Annotated in this window: 17 protein-coding genes; 11 read left to right on the plus strand and 6 right to left on the minus strand. The window is 41.2% G+C overall.

Annotation, left to right across the window (positions count from 1 at the left end; genetic code table 11):
- Positions 1 to 21: 21 nt before the first annotated feature.
- Positions 22 to 1419, minus strand: coding sequence for a dipeptidase (locus tag M9R32_RS12845; RefSeq protein ID WP_269927138.1), 1398 nt, complete (start codon positions 1417 to 1419; stop codon positions 22 to 24).
- A 165-nt stretch (positions 1420 to 1584) separates the two neighbouring features.
- On the opposite strand from M9R32_RS12845, the gene M9R32_RS12850 reads away from it, so the two are divergent.
- Positions 1585 to 2844 (plus strand): hemolysin family protein, encoded by a 1260-nt coding sequence (locus M9R32_RS12850; protein WP_269927139.1) that lies wholly within the window; start codon positions 1585 to 1587, stop codon positions 2842 to 2844.
- A gap of 206 nt (positions 2845 to 3050) precedes the next feature.
- Positions 3051 to 3596, plus strand: a complete 546-nt coding sequence (locus tag M9R32_RS12855) for an RNA polymerase sigma factor (RefSeq protein ID WP_269927140.1) — start codon at positions 3051 to 3053, stop codon at positions 3594 to 3596.
- Between the two features lie 583 nt (positions 3597 to 4179).
- On the opposite strand, the gene M9R32_RS12860 is transcribed toward M9R32_RS12855, so the two are convergent.
- Both M9R32_RS12860 and M9R32_RS12865 read right to left on the minus strand, forming a co-directional pair.
- Positions 4180 to 5055: an IS3 family transposase gene (locus M9R32_RS12860; protein WP_269927141.1), complete on the minus strand. Its 876-nt coding sequence runs from the start codon at positions 5053 to 5055 to the stop codon at positions 4180 to 4182.
- Positions 5052 to 5351 (minus strand): helix-turn-helix domain-containing protein, encoded by a 300-nt coding sequence (locus M9R32_RS12865; protein WP_269927142.1) that lies wholly within the window; start codon positions 5349 to 5351, stop codon positions 5052 to 5054. The genes M9R32_RS12860 and M9R32_RS12865 overlap by 4 nt, the downstream gene beginning before the upstream one ends.
- 326 nt (positions 5352 to 5677) lie before the next feature.
- Between M9R32_RS12865 and M9R32_RS12870 the strand changes: the two genes are divergently transcribed.
- Positions 5678 to 7132 carry a phospholipase D family protein gene (locus M9R32_RS12870; protein WP_269927143.1) on the plus strand — a complete coding sequence of 485 codons (1455 nt, stop codon included), beginning with the start codon at positions 5678 to 5680 and terminating at the stop codon, positions 7130 to 7132.
- Positions 7133 to 7391: 259 nt separating this feature from the next.
- Here the strand turns inward: M9R32_RS12870 and M9R32_RS12875 are convergent, their stop codons facing one another.
- From M9R32_RS12875 to M9R32_RS12885, 3 genes are read right to left on the minus strand one after another with little or no spacing between them, the layout of a single operon-like run.
- Entirely contained in the window at positions 7392 to 8966 is a 1575-nt protein-coding gene (locus M9R32_RS12875) for an ABC-F family ATP-binding cassette domain-containing protein (protein WP_269927144.1), read from the minus strand.
- Positions 8967 to 8999: 33 nt separating this feature from the next.
- A complete protein-coding gene (locus tag M9R32_RS12880) occupies positions 9000 to 9182 on the minus strand; it encodes an SE1832 family protein (RefSeq protein WP_269927145.1) in 183 nt (60 codons plus the stop codon).
- Between the two features lie 46 nt (positions 9183 to 9228).
- Entirely contained in the window at positions 9229 to 10251 is a 1023-nt protein-coding gene (locus tag M9R32_RS12885; protein ID WP_269927146.1) for a hypothetical protein, read from the minus strand.
- Positions 10252 to 10372: 121 nt separating this feature from the next.
- On the opposite strand from M9R32_RS12885, the gene M9R32_RS12890 reads away from it, so the two are divergent.
- The 8 genes from M9R32_RS12890 (at position 10373) to M9R32_RS12925 (ending at position 20599) form a co-directional block, all read left to right on the plus strand.
- Positions 10373 to 11038, plus strand: a complete 666-nt coding sequence (locus tag M9R32_RS12890) for an NAD(P)H-binding protein (RefSeq protein WP_269927147.1) — start codon at positions 10373 to 10375, stop codon at positions 11036 to 11038.
- 28 nt (positions 11039 to 11066) lie between these two features.
- Positions 11067 to 12914, plus strand: a complete 1848-nt coding sequence (locus M9R32_RS12895; protein WP_269927148.1) for a cation:proton antiporter — start codon at positions 11067 to 11069, stop codon at positions 12912 to 12914.
- A 121-nt stretch (positions 12915 to 13035) separates the two neighbouring features.
- Positions 13036 to 13599 carry an NADPH-dependent FMN reductase gene (locus M9R32_RS12900; protein ID WP_269927149.1) on the plus strand — a complete coding sequence of 188 codons (564 nt, stop codon included), beginning with the start codon at positions 13036 to 13038 and terminating at the stop codon, positions 13597 to 13599.
- A 218-nt stretch (positions 13600 to 13817) separates the two neighbouring features.
- A complete protein-coding gene (locus M9R32_RS12905; protein WP_269927150.1) occupies positions 13818 to 15989 on the plus strand; it encodes a DNA topoisomerase III in 2172 nt (723 codons plus the stop codon).
- Between the two features lie 29 nt (positions 15990 to 16018).
- Positions 16019 to 16513, plus strand: coding sequence for a Cys-tRNA(Pro) deacylase (gene ybaK, locus M9R32_RS12910; RefSeq protein ID WP_269927151.1), 495 nt, complete (start codon positions 16019 to 16021; stop codon positions 16511 to 16513).
- A gap of 106 nt (positions 16514 to 16619) precedes the next feature.
- Complete coding sequence (locus M9R32_RS12915; RefSeq protein WP_269927152.1) at positions 16620 to 17231, plus strand: YczE/YyaS/YitT family protein; 612 nt, start codon at positions 16620 to 16622, stop codon at positions 17229 to 17231.
- Between the two features lie 96 nt (positions 17232 to 17327).
- Positions 17328 to 18416, plus strand: a complete 1089-nt coding sequence (locus tag M9R32_RS12920) for a hypothetical protein (RefSeq protein ID WP_269927153.1) — start codon at positions 17328 to 17330, stop codon at positions 18414 to 18416.
- 95 nt (positions 18417 to 18511) lie between these two features.
- Positions 18512 to 20599 (plus strand): immune inhibitor A domain-containing protein, encoded by a 2088-nt coding sequence (locus M9R32_RS12925; protein ID WP_269927154.1) that lies wholly within the window; start codon positions 18512 to 18514, stop codon positions 20597 to 20599.
- The last annotated feature ends 417 nt before the right edge of the window (positions 20600 to 21016 follow it).

Genomic DNA, 21016 nt, shown 5'->3' on the forward strand with positions numbered 1-21016 from the left:
AACCGGGATTTTCTTATTGCCTTATTTTTTCAAGTCTTGTGAAGTGAATTGTGCAATTTCATGATAGTAATCGCCAATTACGCGAAGACCTTGATCAAAGTTTTCTAAATGGAAATGTTCATTTGGCGCATGGAAATTTTCAGAAGCGAGTCCGAAGCCCATAAGAACGACAGGGTATCCAAGGATTTCATCGAAAGCGGCAACAATCGGAATAGAGCCGCCACCACGAACATAAGCTGTTGGCACATTATATACTTTTTCATATGAACGACCAGCTGCTTGAATTGCCGGATGGTCAAATGGTGTGATAAATGGTTTGCCTTTATCAAACTCTGTTACTTCGACCGTAACTCCAACCGGTTTATGCTTTTCAATATGAGCTTTCAATTTCTCGACGATTTCATCTGGATCTTGGTCAGGAACTAAACGACACGTGATTTTTGCGCCAGCTTCTGCAGGAAGTACCGTTTTAATACCTTCTCCAGAGAATCCACCGAAGACGCCATTGATTTCCAAAGTAGGACGCACCCATGTGCGCTCCAAGTGTGTATAGCCTTTTTCACCGAATAAAGCATTCACACCCAGTTCTTCTTTCAATGCTTCTTCATTAAAGTCCAGTGCAGCATAGGCAGCACGTTCTTCATCCGTTACAGCTCTGACGTTGTCGTAGAAACCTTCTACTTGGATGGTTCCTTCTTCATCGCGGAAAGAATCCAGCACTGCTACCAATGCATGAATCGCATTTTGTACGCTACCACCGTAAAGGCCTGAATGAAGATCACCCTTTGCGCCTTTAACTTCGATTTGAACACCAGTTAGGCCGCGTAAGCCGTAACATACCGCAGGTTTTCCTGGACCTTGCATGCCTGTGTCTGAAATGACAATGATATCAGCTGCAAGTTTTTCCGTATTCGCCTCAACATATTCTGGTAAGTTCGGGCTACCGATTTCTTCTTCGCCTTCAATACAGAATTTAACGTTCACAGGAAGCTTACCTTCTGTTTGTAACAGCGCTTCTACCGCTTTCACATGCATATAAACTTGTCCTTTATCATCACTCGCACCACGTGCAAATAACTTATTGTCACGGACTTGAGGATTGAAAGGTTCTGATTCCCATAAGTTCAATGGGTCAACAGGTTGAACATCATAATGTCCATAAATTAAAAGAGTCGGTTTTCCTTCGGCATGCATCCAATCTGCATATACTACAGGATGACCTTTCGTTTCATCGATTGAAACGTTTTCCAATCCAACTGATTTCATCGATTCAGCTAACCATTCCGCAGCTGTTTTCATGTCTTCTTTATGATCGGATAATGCACTGATACTAGGAATACGCAAAAACTGTTTTAATTCCTCTAAATGCTCTTCGCGCTTCGTTTCAAAATACGTGTTCAATGATGATAAATGGCTCATGGAAACCCCTCTTTTCGCAAAATTTCGTGAATGGAAATAGTATAGCACATTCTTTTCCTAGTTATATAGAGTGGGAAATGAGACATGTAAATTCGGAATATGATATGATAAGACTACTAGAAATTGAGCGGATTTTTTTGACTCATATAGGAGGAAATACGGTTAATGGAATTTATAGGTTTAGCCATTAGTTTAGTGTTGTCGTTTTTCTTTTCAGGCAGTGAAACGGCACTAACAGCAGTAAATAGGATGAAGGTCCAGCTTCGTGCTGAGCAAGGGGATAGGATGTCGCAGAAACTCCTCATGTTGATTGCGAAACCGGACCGCATGATTACAACGATTTTAATTGGGAACAATATTGTAAACATTGCAATGCCAACATTGTTGACATTGATTGCAATCAATTATGATTGGGACATTGCTATCGCAACGGCTGTTTTAACGATAATCATCATTATTTTTGGAGAAGTTCTTCCGAAAACGATTGCCGTGACATTCGCCGATCGTATCGCTTACATTGTGGCACCAATCATTGCTTTTCTTGTTCAAATTTTACGCCCGCTTACTTTCTTGATTGCGAAGTTTACGAATGTGTTCATTCGCATTATTTCAAAAGGGGCTGTAAAAGAAGCGACGCTGACGAAAGAAGAACTTCGTTCGATGGTAGATATCGCTTCAACTGAAGGTACTTTTGAAGAAGAAGAATCGGAACGTTTAAAAGGCGTTTTAGATTTCCCACATAAAGATGTACAAGATGTATTGGAAACTCACCGAACGGAAATCGTCGGTATTCCAACGAATGCTACATATGAAGAAGTACGCGATGTCATTTTGGAACATTACTACACACGCTACCCTGTATATGAAGAAAGCATGGATCACATTGTCGGCATGTTCTATTCGAAAACATTGATTGAATGGTCAATGGACCCGACAATGGAGCTGGATGAATTAATTGACCGCGATCCATTGTTTGTTGTTCAATCAGTCAGCGTCGAAAAAGTCTTCAAACAAATGCTGGCGAAGAAGAAACATATGGCCATCGTTCTGGATGAGTACGGCGGGACACTAGGTATCGTTACACACGAAGACATCATTGAAGAAATGATTGGTCAGGAAATCGAAGATGAATCAGATGAAGATGAAGACATTTTAGTCTATGAAATGACGGAACATCGTCTCATTTGTCACGGTCGCCTGGAAATTGAAGACGTCAATGAAATGTTCAAAGTCGAAATTCCAAATGATCACGATACAATTGGTGGCTTTGTCCTTCAACAGTTAGGCCACATGCCAGATAGCGGCGAGCAGTTCAACTACGAAAATCTTCACTTTGAAGTAAACGAGATGGACCGCAACCGAATCATGCAATTAACCATTACAATTAAAGAAACTAAAGACGAAGAAGTGCTGGATGACGAATAGTCATTCAGCTTTTTTTTTTTACGTTTCACATATGCTTTAGAGTTTGCAATTCAGTTGCTTCTGCGATTACACGTCATAGGGAAAATCTTGTTCCGAATTTCAGTCTTACACGTTTGTAAGTATTTTGAAAGTGAATCCGATAGAGCGTAAGGTTTGTTTTTGGCAAAATGAAGACAACAGCAAGAAATGAACGGAGGACACATCGGATGAACGGACAATTGGAACAAGTGTATGAGGAATATAACCGTTATATATATCATTTATGTTTGAAACTGACACGCAATCAAACGGAAGCGGAAGATTTAATGCAGGAAGTATGGGTTAAAGTGGTCCGCTACGAATCATATGTTAAGGATGTTGATCATATCAAAGCTTGGTTGACGACCATTTGCATGAATACGTTCCGCGATCGTTACCGCAAAAATGTGCGACGCAGCAAACACGTGATGAACCAACCAGATCAATTAGAAGTTCCCGTATTGGACTTAGTTCCATGTGATACGATGACGGCTGAAGATTTGTTGGAAAAGCATGACTTGTCGCAAATGGTTCAACAGAAAATTGGCGAATTGGATAATATCTATAAAACAACGGTCTTATATTTTTATGTCTATCAATATTCACTCGTTGAAATTGCCGACTTGATGAAAGTGTCAATCGGGACCGTTAAATCTCGTCTTTTCCGTGCAAAACAACGTTTGAAAGAAATGATGATTGCAGATACAACTGCTATTGAATATTTGCCTGCCTAATGAAATGAAAACACAGTCCTCGCGACTGTGTTTTTTTGTGTAGAGGGAATTAAACAGGAGCGTAGCGAAAACAAAAGTATCACAGAGCTATTTCTCATCAAGTCTACTGGATAATGAGACGTGTTTGAGCGATAAAAGGTTCTGTATCATTAAATCTTTAAACCTGAATGGGAGCCTTCCGCTAATTCGCTCCAGACTCTTTTCTGTGAGTGACGAGTGCTCATAGTTTCTGCAAGTCAACTTGGCAATGAGACGTATTTGAGCGAAAAGTTCTGTATGAGCGATAAATCCTCAAAATGAGCGATAAATCTCCAGTGTGAGCGACAAACACGCCTGACATACTCCCTGTCAAGTAGACACTATATAAACCGCTCGTTCATCTTTTGATCCAATTGATTTACGTTGATGAGATATCCAATGGTAACTTGACTTGGAGCCTCTGCGGGCATGACTTAATCGCCAAGAAGCCAGTTTAAAGAAAACTGGCTAAGCCTGAAGAGGCTATCATGCCCGCCACTCCAAGTAAAGTTACTACACGTCATTCTCGTTTCCACGCTCGATTTCTTTCTGTTCGGAAATCACCTTACGCTTCTAATTTTAATCGATGAGCCACAGGGCTCATTTTAAATTTCAATTGTGGTCTCACTTCGTTATAATAAGTAATATAATTGGTTACTGATTTGATCATCTCTTCTTCGGTTTCAGGTATTGAAAAACCAGGCATTTCGGTTTTTAATTTACCAAAGAAACTTTCAATACATGCATTGTCCCAGCAGTTGCCTCTGCGGGACATGGATTGTGTGAGATGCATTTCTTTTAATCGATTTCTGTAGCTAGGATTTGTGAATTGTGCCCCTTGATCGCTATGAAGGATGGCACCTTTTACAAATCCTTTTTCTTTTAACTGCTTCAAAGCCGCATAAACAAGTGAGATCGTTTGATTTTGCCCAATGCTATACGCGACAATTTCATTGTTATAGAGATCTTTAATAGCACATAGAAAAAGAAAGTTTTTATGTGGCTTCAACACTTCTAAATAAGTGATATCAATACTAAACTTGACTCCCGGCTTTATTGCTCTGAAATTTCTATTTAATAAATTATCCACTAACACATGTAAATGATTACGTACTTTATATTTTCTCTTCATGGTTTTTAGTGGCAGGTTGTACATTCGTCTCATTCTAGCGATACGCTTTATATTCACTACGATATTATATTTATTGAAAAGTTCATCTTTAAATCGTGTGTTCCCTAGGTTTCCTCCATGTGTAATGTATATAGATAACATCATATTTAGGAGGGGTTTATCTTTTTGTTCCTGTGTTCTGGTATTACTTTTGTTCAATTTTTTATAAAATCCCGAACGGGATAGTGATGTTATTTTCACAAGTTGCTTAACTGGATATTGCTCTTTGTGGGCAAGGATAAATTCAAAATCTTCATCATAAACGCTCACCGCCCTTGCAGATTTATAAGCTTTTTTAGATATGACAATTCTAAGTTAAGACGTACAATTTCTTCCTCCAGTGATTCCTTGGATGCCTTAGTACGTCCTTTGTTTCCAAGGCCTCGCATATCACGCAACACTTCAAAAGTTCCTGCTTCCCGTACTTGTTTTACCCACTCTGTAACACGTCTTCGATTACTTAACTCAAATCGTTTTGCTAAATCTACAGCCGAATGACCCTCAAAAAATAGCTCAACCACTTCTTTTTTCAAATCAAACCCATAAGGTACCTTTTTCGTTCTCATAAACTTCCGCCTCCTAAATGTAATAATGCCTATTTTTACAGTATGGGCGGTTTATTGAGTGTCTACTCTAAAGGGATTGTCTCAGCCAGTATGAGCGTTAAATTTTTCACAAACTCTAGCTAGGTTGAATCTACGTCTCAATATCCAAGTGTACTAGCCATTGATACGGTTTCTACTTTCCAAACAGTAGCGTAGCGAAAACAAAACCCATTCCAAAGCACTTGCAATGAAAAATATATGGTTGTGTACCTCAAATGCGGTTTGTTAATTTTCGAACTAGGGAATAACGTAGTAAAAAACAATCACGGTTCAAGGGGGAACGGCGTATGGCCAACAAGCCGCGCAAGCAATGGAGCAAGAGAAAACGGATTATAATAGGATCATTGGGAGTTTTTGCTCTTATATATATCGCAGCTATTATGTGGCACACATTTAAACCGCTGCCAGAAGGAATTTCCTATGCAGGGGACCTACACAAAACCGACCAAATCGAAATGATTACCGACTTAACTTTTGCTCAAGATCAAAAAGGCAAAGGTATGGTGCACGAAAATAATATATTTGATGAAGTTTACACCATGATTGATGAGGCAGAAGAATTTGTTGTAGTGGATTTTTTCTTAGTTGATGGTTACTACGATGAAAAAGAAGATTTCCCTAAAATTGCTGATACATTGTCTACGACATTAGCAGATAAAAAGAAAGAAAATCCAGATATGCCAATCGTGTTTATTACGGATCCGCTCAACCGTGGATATGGTTCTTATGAAAATGAATGGTTCAAAAAAATGCGTGAAGCGGGAGTGGAAATTGTATATACGGATTTAGATCCTTTGCGTGATTCAACCCCCATCTATTCAGGAATTTACCGTACGGTATTCCAATGGTTTGATATCGGTGGCAAGGGCTGGATTGACAATGCAATGGCAAGTGATGCGCCAAAAATGACCATCGCGTCTTACATGACATTACTGAACGTCAAAGCCAATCATCGGAAAGCAGTGGTGACTGAAAAAGAAGCAATGGTAACATCTTCGAATCCTCATGATGCAAGTGGATTCCATGGCAATATTGCATTAAAAGTATCAGGACCTGTCATTAACGATATTTTAGAAGCGGAAGAAGCCGTTTCGCTCTACTCTGGAGGACCTGAACTTCCACGTATCCAAGCTGAAGAAAGTGAAGGACAATATGAAGTTCAATATGTTACCGAGAAGAAGATTGTGGATGCTTTATTGAAAGATTTGGCTGAGACCAAAGAAGGTGATAAAGTGTGGCTCGGCATGTTCTTTATTGCCAAACGCGGGATTGTAAACGAGTTAATTGATGCAGCGAATCGAGGAGTAGAAATTAATATGATTTTGGATCCGAATGAAAACTCATTCGGTCAGGAAAAGTCAGGCTTACCAAATCGCCCTGTCGTACAAGAAATGGTTGAAGATACTAAAGGAAAGATAAAAGTTCGTTGGTACAACACAGTAATAGGACAGTATCATTCAAAAGCCATTTGGATTCAGACAGATAAACAAACTGTTATTTCCAATGGTTCTGCAAACTACACGGAACGGACATTAGATAATTATAATTTAGAAAGTAATTTACGTGTGGTCGCACCGAATGACAGCGAACTAGCAGGTGAAATGGAAGACTATTTTGAACGTCTTTGGAACAATGAAGATGCTATGTACACGGTCGATATGGATGAATTCCAAGATGAGTTTACCTGGTGGCAAAGATGGATTTATACATTCCAAAAAGCTATCAAAGTAACTACCTATTGATGATATGAAACCCTGCGAGCTATTGCCTCGCAGGGTTTTTCGTATCGTCGTCAACTCTCGCACAGGAATGCGTAATTTCGTGAAATCTAGATAAATGAATGCGAATTCTAGAAAACTACCAACGAATTCTAGATATCCACCGTGAATTGGAGATAAATCATAGTGAAATCTAGATATCCCCCTGCAAAATAGAGAAATCACCTATCACCTCATCCAAATAAAAAAGACCGCTGATAGACAGCGGCCTTTTCTTAAACAATTATTTATCTGAATCGTCTACATGTACACCGGTTTGGAACCAGTCTTCCACGTTCCAAATTTTCGTTACTAAACCTTCATAAAAGTCAGGTTCATGGCTAACTAATACGATGGTACCTTTGTATTCGCTCATCGCACGTTTCAGTTCTTCTTTTGCATGGATGTCTAAATGGTTCGTCGGCTCATCGAAAAGCAACCAGTTGCTTTCTTCCATCATCAGCTTACATAGACGGACTTTCGCTTGTTCGCCACCACTCAAACTGTTCATTGGACGTGAAATATGTTCGTTTTTCAATCCTGTACGTGCCAATGCTGCGCGCACTTGGCTTTGTTCCATACTCGGATACGTTTTCCAGATCTCTTCGATCGGCGTCACATTGTCGGCTCTAACTTCTTGTTCAAAGTAAGAAATATTAAGGAAATCACCACGTCGTACGCTGCCGCCGAGTGGATTCACTTTACCAAGCATGGTCTTAAGCAATGTCGATTTACCGACACCGTTCATTCCGACTAAGGCAATCTTTTCACCGCGTTCAATCGAGAACGATAATGGTGGCAGTAGCGGCTTGTCATACCCGATCAATAAGTTTTCCGCTTCCACTACGTAACGACTTGGGCTACGTGACTCTTTGAAACCAAACTGAGGTTTCGCTGCCGTTTCCGGACGGTCGATTCGCTCAATACGGTCCAACTGTTTCTGACGTGACTTGGCACGGCCAGTAGTAGAATAACGTGCTTTATTTTTTGCAATAAAGTCTTCTTGCTTCTTGATGAAGTCCTGTTGTTTTTCATATGCATCAATATGCTGACGTTTGTTAATTTCAGCAAGCTCAAGGAACTTTTCATAAGATGCTGTGAAACGGGATAACTTCGAGAACTCCAGTTGGAAAATTACATCAACGATTCCGTTCATAAATTCCGTATCATGCGAAATTAATAGGAAACAGTGAGGGTAATTTTTCAGGTAATTCGTTAACCAGCCAATATGTTCTTCATCCAAGTAGTTGGTAGGCTCATCCAGCAACAATACTTTTGGCTTTTCAAGTAACAGTTTTGCTAACAATACTTTCGTTCGCTGTCCACCAGATAAAGCCGACACAGGGCGATCTAATCCAATCGCATCCAGTCCTAGACCACGTGCAATTTCTTCTATTTTCATATCAAGCGTGTAAAAATCACCCGCATCAAGTGCATCTTGAATATCGGCCATTTGCTCGAGTAAATCTTCCAATTCTTCAGGCGTTGCTTCACCCATTTTGCCGGTGATTTCATTCATTTCTGCTTCTTTTTTGTATAGTGGCAAGAACGCGTCACGCAATGTATCGCGCATCGAACGACCTTGTTCGAGTCGTGTATGCTGATCCAAATAGCCATAATGTGTTCCAGGTAGCCATTCTACACGACCTGAATCATAAATCGTTTCGCCTGTAATGATGCTCATTAATGTAGATTTCCCTACACCGTTAGCTCCTACAAGCCCTACGTGTTCTCCTTCAATCAAGCGGAAAGATACGTCTTTAAATAGTGTACGGTCGCCAAATGAGTGACCGAGATTTTCAACTGTCAATAATGCCATGATTCCATTCCTCCATAAAGAAAGCTCGCAGGCTTACAGCGCCGCGAGCTTTTTGTTTAGTTCTGCGAGTTGTACTTCCATATTTGCTAAACGTTGCTCGGCTTTTTCGATCATGCCGGGATGCCCAGTGGACTCCAGCTTCTCCATATCGCCTTGCAAACGTACATAATCCATTTTCAGTTCGGCAATTTGTGCTTGAATTTCTTGTGCAGTCATGTAAGAGAAACTCCTCTTTTTTCACCTATTGTATCACACGAATGAGTTATCTGGTGATTTCTCGTACTTCTTCCTGGATGATTTTTTCTATAAATCGTTGCATGTTTGCATTGTTTAAGTGAAGCTTCAATGACAGTTGCTTTTTGATTGCCCTTACACTCCGGTTAGGATGAAGAATGTTTTCCATCACGGCATTTTGTAAATGGGATTGTTTCAATTTACGGCCAAGCCCCAAATAAATGAACCCATTTGCCTCTTTAGGAAAAGCATGTTGCGCTTCTTTTTCATCTTCAGCTATCACGATACATGGTTTGCCAATGACTGCGACGTGGTAAGGAGTGAAGCTAGCATCACAAATGACCAAATCGGATTCACTAATTAGCTGAATTGGATCGTCACATTCGACAATGCGGGTTTGCTTGCGTCCTAACGCCATTAGCTTCAAATCATCCCGACTGTGACGATAGCTGGAATGTAGAGCGACTGTAATGGCCAATGGAATTTGTAAATGCAGCAAATGACGCAACGTACGATAAGATAGATTATCTACATCTTCATCGGCAAATGTGACCACAACATGGGGAAGTGGAAGTGCTGGTGCATGTTTAAGGCCGGAATTTGCATATGGCTCCAATTCGTCAGGTACCACAAAACCTGCTGGTCCAACAACATAATGGGAAGGGACGGGTTCGCGATCTTCTCGGTACAAGGAGTGAACAACATGTGTTGCAGCTTTTCCGCCTTCTCCAAAGTCGTCAAAATGAAGAGTGAGCGGCACAAGCGAAGCGTACATTTTTCCTTCATCAATATCCGTATCATAGCCATCGGTAATGACCATATCAGGCTCATGTTCAATTAATAATTTCTTTAAATCGGCGTTTCGAGCATATGAGAGTGGGGCAAAGCCCTGTTGATCGAGGGTACGAAGAACTGCTGTTTGTTTTTCAGGGGCCGCAAATAAAATTCGATGAGAAGCTAGTAACTTTGCAATGTGAATACACCTCGTGACGGGATAGCCAGCCCGTCCAATTGTAAATAAAATGGTTTTTTGTTGAATTTGGTTGCTCATTTCATTCCCACCTTTCATCTTCTATTTAACGTATGGGAACGACAACCGCTGTATGAGTAATTGTTCAGAATTTGCACCAGCATATGGTAAACTCATAATACTAGATTAAAAGACTGGAGTGATGAAGTTGGAAAAAAGAACAGCAATAATCGCAGGAGCATCAGGACTTACAGGTTCACAACTCGTCAAATTTCTCTGTGAAAATGACAATTATGAAAAAGTCACCATCATCGTCCGTAAAGCAATTGCCTATAGCCATCCGAAGTTAGTCACGAAAGTCAAAAATCTGAATCAAGTGACCAAAGATGATTTTGTCGGAGTAGATGATTTCTTTTGCTGTCTTGGGTCGACAATGAAAAAAGCGGGATCGAAAGAAGCTTTTGAGCAAGTCGATTTAATTGCGCCTATCCAAATGGGGAAATTTGCGCAAACACAAGGCGTCAAGCATATGCTGGTCATTTCGGCAATGGGAGCAAATCCTGATTCCAATGTCTATTACAACCGAGTAAAGGGAACGATGGAAGATAAAGTCTCGATGCTGTCCCTACCACACGTCTCCATTTTCAGACCTTCATTGTTAACCGGAAACCGAGAAGAATTCCGTTTAGGGGAACGATTCGGAGAAATGGCGATGAACGTGTTAAAACCGGCGTTCGTTGGTCCGTTGAGAAAATACCGTTCAATTGAAGCGAAGCAAGTGGCGTTTGCTATGATGAAAATCGCCTTGAAAAAGCCGTCAAGAACGGTTGCTATTTATGATTCTGAAACAATTGCACAAATTAAATAAGGAATAAGTAAAGAGGTGATTTGATTTCATGTTTGATTCGCTCTTATTTGATTTAATGTTCGTCATTTTTTTAGGAATCGCCTCACAGTGGTTTGCATGGCGTTTCAGAATGCCAGCGATTGTCTTAATGTCGATTGCAGGACTACTTGTTGGCCCGATTCTTGGATTTATCAACCCGCAAGAAAGCTTCGGGGATTTATTCGGCCCCATTATTTCACTAGCGGTAGCCATTATTCTTTTTGAAGGCAGTTTGAATCTGGATTTCAGGGAAATCAAAGGATTTAATAAACCTCTCCTACGCATCGTAACTTTGGGTGCATTTATTGCTTGGATTGCGGGATCTTTAGCAGCCCATTATTTAGCCGGACTTTCATGGGCAGTTGCCTTTGTCATCGGGGGATTATTTATCGTGACGGGACCGACTGTTATCCTGCCATTGCTCAGACAGGCCAAACTCAAGCCGAAACCAGCCGCAATATTAAAATGGGAAGGCATAGTTGTCGATCCTTTTGGCGCGCTCTTAGCCGTTTTTGCATTTGAATTCATTCAATTTATTAATGATGAAGTAACGCTGAGAGCCTTGCTTATTTTCTTTGCTGCATCCGCATTTGCCGGACTACTAGGCTGGGGAGCAGGACGTGCCTTAGGCTGGATGTTCGAGAATGGCAATGTCCCTGAATTTTTGAAATCACCATTGGTTTTCGCAGTTGTACTGTTCACTTTCGTCCTATCTGATGAAATCATGCACGAAACAGGTTTACTAGCGGTGACTGCTATGGGGATTACCATGGCGAATATGCATATTGCCTCAATTCAAGACATGCGACATTTCAAAGAAAATATTTCAGTATTATTGATTTCCAGTATTTTTGTGATGCTGACTGCTTCTTTGCACCCTCAAACTTTATTAAGAATTTTTGATTGGCAAATTATCACGTTTGTATTAGCCATGCTCTTTATCGTGAGACCATTATCCATTTGGTTATCGACCATCGGTACTGATTTGACGAATAAGGAGAAAACGCTGATTGGCTGGATTGCGCCGAGAGGGATTGTGGCTTTGACGGTATCGGGTTATTTTGCCACGGTTATGTTAGAAAAAGGCTATGAAGATGCAGATATCTTGGTTGCACTGACGTTTGCACTTGCCTTTTCGAAGGTAGTGGCTCACGGATTTACAATCAGTTGGCTAGCGAGAAAATTAAATTTAGCTTCTTCTGAAAGTCCAGGCGTATTGATTGTCGGAGCGAATCGATTTACTACACAATTAGCCAAATCAATTCACGACCTCAAACATCAAGTGCTCATTATGGACAATTCCTTCGAACACTTAAGTGAAGCCCGTAAACTCGGATTAAATTCTCAAGTAGGAGAAATTCTTTCTGAACAGACGGAGTATAACGTGGATTTGACACCGTACCCATTGATGATAGCAGCTACTGAAGTGGACTCCTACAATGCGCTCGTTTGTTCTAACTTCGTACCTGAATTGGGACGCAAAGCATTGTTCCAAACTGCCCTACATCAAGGAGACTCAAACGATTTCCATCAATCGCTTGGCGGACGCATTTTGTTCAATCAACAAGAGACCATATACCAGTTGAACGAGCGGATAGTCAGAGGTCAAATCATTCGTAAAACGCCAATCACCGAGCAGTACACGTATACGAACTATTTGCGTGACCGTGAAGAAGATACCTTGCTTCTCTACATCATGAAAGAAAATGGAGATATAGTATTCTTCACTGCAAATAAAGAACTTCAAGCCACTTCTGGTGATACTGTTGTGAGTTTGACGTCTCCTACAAAAGAAATCATGAAAGTTCAGGAACGACTGGAAGCAGATCGTGCCAAACAGTCTCCGCCAAAAGAATGAACTTGTGTACTTTCAGCACATGGTGCTTAGGGCAAGGATTTTCTTTTTGATACAATGAGGGTATAGAAGTTCAAATTCCTTTTTGAACTCATAAGAGAAAAGTCTTTGAAGGAGAATGCACATGAAAATTTTGCTTATAGACGGCACCATTATTGGCTCCAAAACTGGAGCGGTTCTGGAGCAAGTGAAAATATATATTGAACAATTAAATGATGAGCTCAATCTAGAAATAATCAAGCTGGCCGATTTTAACCATCAATTTGTTGACGGTCGACCACTCGGTGAATACAACGATGATATGCGTCGCTTAGTTCGAGAGTTTGAAGAAGCGGATGGATATGTGTTAGCCACACCGATTTTCCAAGGGTCGATTCCGGGTGTCCTGAAAAATGCATTCGATATGCTGCACCCGCGAACGATGCGATATAAACCCGTTTCAATCGTCGCAAATGGTGGAACGTTCCAGCATCACCTAGTCATTGAAAACCAATTGAAGCCAATCCTAGATTACTTCCGTTGCCTTGTGACACCGAATTATGTGTACACAACGAGCAGCCATTTCGGTGAAGGCAATGTCATCACCGATGAAGATGTGCATGACCGCTTGCGTGAACTCGCTCGCGTATTTGTTCAATATGTAGAAATGAGCAAACATTTATCAAAAGATACAATCGACAAACCTTAAAAGACAATTGGACCACTTCGCGAAAACCATGCGAAGTGGTTTTTTGTTTGATTTTTAAGACGGGGTTCAATCACGGTTTTCGCGAATAGAACTGTCCTGAACGCGAATAGACCCTTTCAAATCACGAATCGACCAAACCCATTGCCATAACGACGATTCATTTTAGAAAAGAATCTTTTTCCGTTATAATGAATGAATGTAAGAAAGGGGCGGACACTTTGTCAAAATCAGTAGTACTTGCAGAAAAACCATCCGTAGCACGCGATATCGCTCGCGTCCTCGGTTGTCATAAAAAAGGAAATGGCTTTTTAGAAGGAACACAATATATTGTGACATGGGCACTCGGCCATTTGGTCACGCATGCGGATCCGGAACAGTATGATAACAGCTATAAAGAATGGAAACTGGAGGATTTGCCAATCTTGCCTCAGCCATTCAAGCTGGTACCGATCAAACAAACAATGAAGCAATTCAATGCGGTCAAAGCACAACTGAACCGAGCGGATGTTAAAGAGGTTATTATCGCGACTGATGCTGGTCGTGAAGGAGAGCTTGTGGCCCGTTGGATTCTGGAGAAGGCGAAAAGCCGTAAGCCGGTCAAACGATTATGGATTTCTTCGGTAACGGATCAAGCCATTCAGAAAGGTTTCCGTGAACTGAAAGACGGACGAGCATATGAACATTTGTATGAAGCGGCAGTTGCCCGAGCAGAAGCGGACTGGGTAGTGGGCATCAATGCAACACGTGCACTGACCGTGAAATACAATGCGCAGCTGTCTACTGGTCGTGTGCAAACACCAACGCTTGCAATGATTGCGGCACGCGAAAAACAAATTCGCGACTTTACATCTAAAACGTATTACGGTTTACAGGCATTAACGAAAGAGGCGACCTATACGTGGTCATTTGGGCCGAACAATCAAACGAGCAATTTCAATAAAGATCAGGTCGAGCAGATTCTAAAGAAATTGGACAAGAGCAAGGAAGGCACGATTAAGTCCATTCAAACAACACCGAAAAAGCAGCCTGCACCGCCGTTGTTTGATTTGACGGAATTGCAAAAAGAAGGCCATCGTCTTTTTGGCTGGTCAGCGAAAGAAACGCTGTCCACGTTGCAAGGTCTTTATGAACGCCATAAAATCGTGACGTATCCTCGTACGGACTCAAAACATCTGTCCAGCGATATGAAGTCGACATTAAATGAACGAATTAAAGCTGTCGACCTGCAGCCATACAGAGCGGCAACGAACAGTATATTGCGTTCATCGACCATCCAGCCTCAAAAAGGTGTAATCGATGATGCGAGAGTGAGCGATCACCATGCCATTATCCCGACTGAGGAATCACCAGTTTTGCAAAACTTATCGGATAAAGAACGTAAATTATATGACTTGATCGTCAAAAGATTTTTAGCCGTGTTCCTGCCTCCATACGCATATGATCAAACGGTCATAACATTGGAAGTGCTTGGAGAAACATTTACGGCAAAAGGAAAAACCGTTCGTGACGAAGGTTGGAAAAGTGTTTACCAAGAAGACAAAGATAGCGATACGGAAAGTACATTGCCTCCTGTACAAAAAGGCGATTCCATTGAAATACGTGCGATTTCTATGACTCAAGGCGAAACAAAACCTCCAGCTCGTTTCAATGAAGGGACGTTGCTTGCGGCAATGGAAAATCCTTCAGCCTTCATGGCAGGGGAATCAAAAGACATTATTCAAACGGCAGTCGAAACAGGTGGGCTCGGAACAGTAGCGACACGTGCGGATATTATTGAAAAGTTATTCAATAGCTTTGTCATCGAAAAGAAAGGCAAAGATATTTACACGACTTCCATAGGAAGACAGTTGCTTGAATTGGTTCCGGAGGATTTAAAATCCCCGTCCTTAACGGGTGAGTGGGAACAGCGATTGACGAAAATTGCCAAGGGTACAATGAAAAAGGAACAATTCATGAAGGATATGGTGAGCTTTTCGAAAACAGTCGTAACGCAAATCAAACAAAGTGATCAAAAGTTCAAGCATGATAATGTCACTGGCAAAACGTGTCCGACATGCGGAAAGAATTTGCTTGAAGTTAACGGCAAACGAGGCAAAATGCTGGTGTGCCAAGATCGTGAATGTGGCTATAAAAAACAAGTGGCCATGCAAACCAATGCCCGCTGCCCTGTGTGTCATAAACGCATGGAAATGCGCGGAGAAGGGGACGGGAAACTGTTTGTCTGCAAATGTGGCCATCGGGAAAAATTATCAGCTTTTGAGAAACGCCGTGAATCTTCAGGTGGGGCAAAAGCGAATAAAAAAGATGTGCAGAAATTCCTGAAACAACAGGATGAACCTCAAAACACAGCAATGGCTGAAGCACTGAAGAAGTTATTGAATCAGGAATAATGATGTTTTAACGAATCGAGGGAATGTCTATGGTCAAGTCTTCCAAACCAACAAAAACGAATGCAGTCCGACTTTTAGATCAACAAAAAATAAGCTATGACTTATTTGAGTATGAAGTAGCCGATGGACAAATTGACGGCGTATCCGTTGCGCATAAAATTGAGCAACCAGTTGAAAAAGTGTTCAAGACCCTGGTTGCTACTGCTGGACTAGGTAAAGTATTCGTGTTCCTGGTTCCTGTCGCACAGGAACTGAATTTAAAAGCGGCCGCGAAAGCTGCTGGAGAAAAGAAAGTGGAAATGCTTCCCGTTAAAGATTTGCTTGGGTTGACGGGCTATATACGGGGAGGCTGTTCTCCGTTAGGGATGAAAAAATTATTTCCTACATTCATCGATGAAAGTGCGAGAGAACTGGATAAAATGATTGTCAGTGCAGGGAAAATCGGTACGCAGATTCACTTGAAGCCAAGCGACTTAGTATCCTGTACGAAAGGGATATTTGTCTCATTAACTAAAGCAGAATAATTTTCCGCTATACGAAAAATAGAATGCTGATATACTATTCAGTATTGATTCGAATCCATTCATGCGAAACGTGAATGGATTTTTTATGGAAAGAAGGCACTTTTAGATGACAAACACTCTTTACATACGATGGAGTTTTTTTATTGTTGGGTTAATCCTGCTGGCACTTGGTATCGCGATGACGATCAGAGGTGAATTACTTGGAATAGGTCCATGGGATGTTTTACATGTTGGGCTTTTCATTAACTTTGGTTTATCGATTGGCATTTGGTCCATTACCACCGGTTTATTAATTGTCCTTTCTACTTCTCTCTATTTCAAACGCTGGCCACCAATTGGTACATGGCTAAACATGGTGTTGATTGGGGTATTTATTGATATGTTTCTCTGGGTATTGCCAATCGTGGCCAATCCAATTGCTGAAATTGCCTTATTTATTTTAGGTGTAGCGGTGATGGGGTTTGGAGTTGGCATGTATATCGCATCAAATATCGGAGCGGGTCCTCGCGATTCCCTCATGCTGATACTCATTGAAAAGACGGGGTGGACCGTCAAGCGTGTTCGAACACTAATTGAGATAGTTGTTGCAGTACTAGGATGGTTACTTGGTGGGCCAGTAGGTGTGGGGACTGTAATCATTGCACTGACACTCGGGTATATCGTGCATTTTACATTGCCGCTATCACAAAAATGGATTGTACAACTAACTTCAAAATAATAACTTCAGGCGGTCACTTTGGTGGCTGCTTTTTTCATGTTTTGCCATCCCATTTCATATAGTAGATGCAGTCAACATAATGAAAGGGATGAGTCGATGAACGGAACAATCACGCATCAGTTTGGACGAGCTTTTACAGGTCAAGGTGAAAAAAATATTTATACCGATTTAATCAATGAAGCGAGAAAAGTGTACTTTATTAAATCTCCCCCGACATTCAAGCTGTCGGAATTATTTAGGCAAGTTGGCTATCATTATGTAAAACGAGGTTACGATATTGAGTGGTTTTACGATCCATTGCATGAAGATACGATTGAAGCTACTTTTGTAAGAGGCAATCGGATTTTGTTTATTCAAGCTGCCCATCCAATTTCTTTTGAACCTAAATATTATGGCAGTACCCATCATGTCATTTCGTTCTACGAGGCATATGATGAAAGCAAGTTGCGTGAACACGGCGGCTTTTTAAGAGAAAAAACATTGCATAGTGAACAGTGGTTGGCCAAAGCATTGGAAACATTAACAAACGCAAAAAAACTTCATGATGACTGGGAAGTTCCATATGTAAAAGGGATGGACTGGGAAGGCTTTGATGCGCAAGCTAAAACATTGTTTGATGAAACCTTTACGACGCTTAAATTCAATAAAACCCCTAATAGGTCACATCGTTTAATGGGGACACTAACGCCTCAAGGGGCAAAAGATCATTTTGCATCCCTAACTAAAGGGGTCAAAAGACGCATATTCATCAAAGGGTACCCAGGTGGTGGCAAGTCGACGTTAATGAAGGGCTTCGCTGAAAAAGCAGAAAGCGTAGGTCTTGATACCCAATGGGGCTGGTGTGGTCTCGACTGCAACAGCATTGATTATGTTTGGTTACCAGAGCTGCAAACCATCCTATTTGATAGTACAGCACCGCATGAATACGAGCCTGAACGTTCGGGTGACGAAATTTACGACGTAAGAAAATTCCGTGATTTGAATGAAGAAGATCAGAAATTAGTAGATGGCATCGTAACAAGATATAAGGAAGAAATCTTACATGCAACCGAGTATTTACAGGTATATTGCACGGATGACGAAACAATTAGAGAGACTTTAGATGCGTGTGTAAATAACTATAAATGGGCAGAAATCGAAGATGACCTATTCCGAAAGATAGATAATTCTTCCATTTATAAATGATTAATTAAACTCATTCTTCAGATATTTTACAAGTGTTACAATAAACTCTCAAACTATTAACAGAAAATTTGTAATAGTCGAGAGGGGAATGTAAATTGAACAAAAAGAAATTGTTTTCCGTATTATCAACAGGTGCACTTGCAGCTTCACTCATGATGCCTGCTACTGCAACTCCAGTGGAAGCAGCCAGCCCATATGCAAACTTCAATACAGCAAAATACGGTGATCGAGTTGATATCGATCAGGCGTTAAATAACTTATCAAACAGCGAAAGCTTCCAAAAAGAAGCCGACCGCATCATTAGAGCGCAAGCGGATGAAAAAGCTGGCGGAGAAGATAAAGCCTCGGAAGCTAGTCCTTTTACGTTTGATGGTGGTACGAAGAAGTTCTTGAATCGCAATTTGAAATTTAAAGATTTCACATTACGCAGTGTAGGCGACAACGTGGAGATTTGGGTAGCGAATGATTTAGCTTATGGTCCGAATAACCCGAAACCGGCTGATGTTGTCACTCAAGAACAAGCTGATAAATTGCGTGATGAGTTTGATTCGAATATTTATCCAGTAGCAACAGAATTCTTCGGTACGCCTGATGCACTTGATGGCTCTAATTCTCCATTGCCTGGAATGGTCGGATTACCTGAAGATTATTATGAAGGGTCAGACAAAATCATCATGCTCGTTGATAACGTCCAAGATGAAGGATGGAATAATCCGAGCTATCCTTTCTTTGTAGCAGGATTCTTCTGGCAGACGCTTGAAAATTACACAGACCGCAATATTGTAACCATTGATACGAATTCTTGGGAAACACGTCTCGAGTCTACTTTCTTTGGAACAACCATCCATGAACTTCAACATTTGATTCAAGCAGATAATGATGGATCTGAAGAGACATGGCTGAATGAAGGGATGTCCACATTCTCTGAATATCTTGGTGGATATGGACATGGCGAAGGCTCCATTAACTTCTATTTAGATCACCCAGAAAACTCTTTGGTCAACTGGGATGAGCATGGTATAGCTGAAACAGGTCCTGAAACGATTGCGGATTACGGTCAAACATACTTGTTCACACTTTATATGTATGACAAATTCGGTAAAGACTTTATTCGTGAATTGGCTGTAGATGGCACTTCTCAAGGGATTGCATCAATCGATCAGCACTTAAAAGCAGCCGGTTCTGATAAAACATTTACAGAAGTTTACCAAAACTTCATGACGGCTCTGGCACTAGATAATGACAAAGTGTCGAGTGATTACAAATTCGATAGTATTGATTTACGAGAATTGCCAGTAAACGCAGCTGGTGACCCTCGCGGGAAAACGGTCGATTTTGAAAAAGCTTTGACGTTTGAAAAAGAAGGAGTACCGGCATGGGGCGGGGACTTCAAAGACTTAGAATTTGAGCAAGACGTTCGTTCGTTGAAGTTTGACGGTGTTGATTTCCTTCCATTGCAATGGGAAACTGTTGCCAATCCATTGAATGCAGACGAGCAAGTTTTACATGCAAACAATGGGGATGAAGCAGATCAAGCGCTCATTTTCAACGCACAAGTTCCGACTGAAAATCCTACTTTAACTTTCGATCATTTCTATGACATCGAAGAGAGCTGGGATTATGGGGTCGTTCAAGTTTCAACAGACAATGGTCAAACGTGGACATCATTATCCAATGAAAACACGCGTGAAGATGTCGTGGAAGAAGGACATCCAACAATCAAAGATAACGTACCTGGATTTACAGGGCATGCAACGGAGTGGGCAACGGAATCATTCGATTTGTCAGCTTATGCAGGTCAAGATGTGTTAGTATCGTTCAGAAACCTGACAGACTGGGGTTACAATGATAGTGGTTGGTTCATTAAAAATATCAACCTTGGTAATTTCTCTGCAGATGGCACTTCAACTGATGTATTCCAATCACTTGCTGAAATTAAAGGTGAGTATGTAGACTTTACTGTCAGTCTGATCCAAACACGGAGTAATGAACAACAAAAAGTTATGCACATTAACCCATTCGACGTAACGGAAACAGAGGCACTACAAGTCCGAAATTTCCTTACTCAAGGCAATGTGAAAATGATTACGACATACGCAGCAAAACCAGGTCAAACTTCAGCAGTAGACTATACGTATGAAGTAGGACTCAAAACTAACCAAGGTAAAAAGAAAATGAAATAACCTGGAAGCGGGCTCATAATGAGCTCGCTTTTTTATATTGATAGTCAAAAATACACAAGTCATGAAACAGGATGAAAACACGAACATTCTTAATGCAGAGAAGCTTATTGATTTTCGTTGCGGTCGGACGCTTTCCGCGGGCGGTCCATGTGCCTCCTCGTTCGCTACGCTCTCTGTGGGGTCACATTTGGACACGCTTTTCCCGCTGGAGTCGCCGACCTACACTTCAATCAACAGTATGCGCTTCTGTAGACATTTCTCTTTAAAATTAATAAGTAGGATACTGGTCGGCTATTTCTGAAGACTCCTGCGGAAAAAACGGAACAAGCGAGACCCCACAGGCTCAGTTGTCAGAGACAACTGAGCCGAGGAGGCTTGCGTTTCGTCCGCGGAAAGCGAAAGAAATAGCCGACCATC

Source organism: Paenisporosarcina quisquiliarum, assembly GCF_027563315.1.
GTDB lineage: Bacteria > Bacillota > Bacilli > Bacillales_A > Planococcaceae > Paenisporosarcina > Paenisporosarcina quisquiliarum.

Bases quoted from the DNA above. Each gene is read 5' to 3' on its own strand.
- M9R32_RS12845 (WP_269927138.1), bottom strand. From the start codon at position 1,419: ATGAGCCATTTATCATCATTGAACACGTATTTTGAAACGAAGCGCGAA.
- M9R32_RS12875 (WP_269927144.1), bottom strand. From the start codon at position 8,966: ATGGCATTATTGACAGTTGAAAATCTCGGTCACTCATTTGGCGACCGT.
- M9R32_RS12850 (WP_269927139.1), top strand. From the start codon at position 1,585: ATGGAATTTATAGGTTTAGCCATTAGTTTAGTGTTGTCGTTTTTCTTT.
- M9R32_RS12870 (WP_269927143.1), top strand. From the start codon at position 5,678: ATGGCCAACAAGCCGCGCAAGCAATGGAGCAAGAGAAAACGGATTATA.
- M9R32_RS12855 (WP_269927140.1), top strand. From the start codon at position 3,051: ATGAACGGACAATTGGAACAAGTGTATGAGGAATATAACCGTTATATA.
- M9R32_RS12920 (WP_269927153.1), top strand. From the start codon at position 17,328: ATGAACGGAACAATCACGCATCAGTTTGGACGAGCTTTTACAGGTCAA.
- M9R32_RS12885 (WP_269927146.1), bottom strand. From the start codon at position 10,251: ATGAGCAACCAAATTCAACAAAAAACCATTTTATTTACAATTGGACGG.
- M9R32_RS12895 (WP_269927148.1), top strand. From the start codon at position 11,067: ATGTTTGATTCGCTCTTATTTGATTTAATGTTCGTCATTTTTTTAGGA.
- M9R32_RS12880 (WP_269927145.1), bottom strand. From the start codon at position 9,182: ATGACTGCACAAGAAATTCAAGCACAAATTGCCGAACTGAAAATGGAT.
- M9R32_RS12900 (WP_269927149.1), top strand. From the start codon at position 13,036: ATGAAAATTTTGCTTATAGACGGCACCATTATTGGCTCCAAAACTGGA.
- M9R32_RS12915 (WP_269927152.1), top strand. From the start codon at position 16,620: ATGACAAACACTCTTTACATACGATGGAGTTTTTTTATTGTTGGGTTA.
- M9R32_RS12865 (WP_269927142.1), bottom strand. From the start codon at position 5,351: ATGAGAACGAAAAAGGTACCTTATGGGTTTGATTTGAAAAAAGAAGTG.
- ybaK (WP_269927151.1), top strand. From the start codon at position 16,019: ATGGTCAAGTCTTCCAAACCAACAAAAACGAATGCAGTCCGACTTTTA.
- M9R32_RS12890 (WP_269927147.1), top strand. From the start codon at position 10,373: ATGAAGTTGGAAAAAAGAACAGCAATAATCGCAGGAGCATCAGGACTT.